The sequence below is a fragment of the Stenotrophomonas sp. 2YAF22 genome (assembly GCF_052114665.1).
Classification (GTDB): Bacteria; Pseudomonadota; Gammaproteobacteria; order Xanthomonadales; family Xanthomonadaceae; genus Stenotrophomonas; species Stenotrophomonas indicatrix.
Genome location: NZ_JBFRFE010000642.1, coordinates 1 through 2,421 on the forward strand (window position 1 = coordinate 1; position 2,421 = coordinate 2,421).

Genomic DNA, 2,421 nt, shown 5'->3' on the forward strand with positions numbered 1-2,421 from the left:
CCCTTGGACAGCAGGGTCGCGCGGAAGTGGTCGCCGTTCTTGCGGCTCAGGCCGCCGTTGTCGCGGAACCACTTCTGGGTGTTGGCGTCGAGCACTTCCGACCAGATGTAGGCGTAGTAGCCGGCCGAGTAGCCGCCCATGATGTGGCTGAAATACGGGGTCTTGTAGCGCGGCGGAACCGGCGCGTAGTAGATGCCGTCCTTCTCCAGCGCGGCGCGCTCGAAGGCCATTACGTCCTTGGCGGCCGGCACCTGGTCCGGGCCGATCTGGTGCCAGCGCTGGTCGAGCATGGCGGCGCCCAGGTACTCGGTGGTGGCAAAGCCCTGGTTGAACTTGGCCGCGGCCAGCACCTTGTCCAGCAGTGCCTGCGGCATTGCCGAGCCATTCTGGTAGTGCTTGGCGTAGTTCTTCAGGATGGCCGGGTTGTCGGCCCACATCTCGTTGACCTGCGAGGGGAACTCGACGAAGTCGCGCGGCACCGCGGTGCCCGAGAAGTACGGATACTTCACATTCGAGAACATGCCGTGCAGGGCGTGACCGAACTCGTGGAAGGTGGTGCTCACTTCATCCCAGGTCAGCAGAGTCGGCTGGCCGGCCGGCGGCTTGGGAATGTTCAGGTGATTGGCCACCACCGGCTTGAAACCGGTCAGCTTGGACTGCGAGACGTACGAGTTCATCCACGCACCGCCGCGCTTGGAGGCACGTGCGTACGGGTCGAAGATGAAGATCGCCAGCTGGCTGCCATCGGCATCGAACACGTCATAGACGGTGACGTCATCGTGGTAGACCGGCAGGTCGGTGCGCTGCTTGAAGGTCAGGCCGAATTCCTGGTTGGCGGCGAAGAACACGCCGTTCTCCAGCACGTTCTTCATCTCGAAGTACGGCTTCAGCTGCGATTCGTCGAAGTTGTACTTGGCTTGGCGCACCTTCTCGCTGTAGAAGGCCCAGTCCCACGGCTCCAGCTTGAAGGTCGGCTTGCCGGCGGCCTTCTGTTCCTGGTCGATCATTGCCTGCAGGTCGGCGGCTTCGCGCTTGGCGTTGGCCACCGCTGCCGGTGCCAGCTTGCCGAGCATCGCATTGACCGCTTCGGGGGTCTTGGCGGTCTGGTTGGTCAGGTTGTAGGCGGCGAAGTTGGCAAAGCCCATCAGCTTGGCCTTGTCGGCGCGCAGCTGCATGATGCGCGCGACCAGCGCGGTGTTGTCGAACTCACCGCCGCGGCTGCCGCGGGTGGTGGACGCTTCGTAGATCTTCTGGCGCAGGGCGCGGTTGGCCAGGTTGGTCAGCGGCGGCTGGCCGGTGGTGTTGAGCAGGGTGATCACGTACTTGCCGTCCAGGCCACGGGCCTTGGCGGCTTCGGCGGCGGCAGCGATCTGCTCCTTGGACAGGCCGTCCAGTTCCTTGACGTCGTTGACGGTGATCGCCGAAGCATTCACTTCCGACTGCACGTTCTGGCTGAACTTGGTGCCGAGGTTGGCCAGCTCGGCGTTCATTTCCTTCAGCTTGGTCTTGTCGGCCTCGGACAGCTTGGCGCCGGCGCGCACGTAGTTGTCGTAGTACTTCTCGACCAGGCGAACGCCTTCAGCGTCCAGGCCCAGGGTGGCGCGGCTGTCATACAGCGCCTGGATGCGCGCGAACAGCTTGCCGTTCAGCGCGATCGCATCGCTGTGCGCGGCGAACTTCGCCGAATAGTCGGCCTGCAGCTTCTTGCGGGTGTCGTTGGTGTCGGCGCCGACCAGGCTGAAGAACACGGTGGTCGCGCGGTCCAGGGTGTCACCGCTCTTTTCCAGGGCGATGATGGTGTTGTCGAAGGTCGGCTTGGCCTTGGTGTTGGCGATCGCCTCCACTTCCTTCAGCTGCTGCGCCATGCCGGCGTCGAAGGCCGGGGCGAAGTCGCTGTCCTTGATCTTGTCGAACTGCGGGAAATGCAGCGGCAGCGGGCTGTCGGCGAAGAACGGATTGGCCTGCTGGGCATTGGCAGCGGTGGCCGGGGCGGCGGCGCTGGCCGAATAGGCGGGCAGGGCAAGGCCGAGGGTCATGGCCACGGCAAGGGCAAGGCGGGTGGTCAAGGTCGATACTCCGGTAAGGCAAACAAGGGCCCGAGGGTAACCCGGCCCGGCGCGCCCGCACTTGTGTCAAAAGGCATGTTGGCAAAGCCGCCCCGCAGCAGGGCCACCCTCTGGCTGGTTGCCCGGGTACCATGCAATCACCGCCCACGGCCCACCGCCATGACCACTGCCTACGATTTCAGCTTCCGTGACCTTGAAGGCCAGCCGCAGGCGTTGGCGCAGTACGAGGGCCGTCCGCTGCTGCTGGTCAACGTTGCCAGCCGCTGTGGCTTCACCCCGCAGTACACCGGGTTGGAACAGCTGTGGCAGGACTATCGTGATCGCGGCCTGGTGGTGATCGGATTTCCCTGCAACC

1 protein-coding gene and 1 pseudogene are annotated in these 2,421 nt (G+C 64.5%); one reads left to right on the forward strand and one right to left on the reverse strand.

Going from position 1 to position 2,421, the window contains the following annotated elements; all coding sequences use genetic code 11:
- Nucleotides 1-2,066: M3 family metallopeptidase (locus AB4Y84_RS19360; RefSeq protein ID WP_442250695.1), on the reverse strand; the 2,066-nt coding region annotated here is incomplete at its 3' end.
- A 159-nt stretch (nucleotides 2,067-2,225) separates the two neighbouring features.
- On the opposite strand from AB4Y84_RS19360, the pseudogene AB4Y84_RS19365 reads away from it, so the two are divergent.
- A pseudogene (locus tag AB4Y84_RS19365) lies at nucleotides 2,226-2,421 on the forward strand (glutathione peroxidase); the annotation flags it as partial.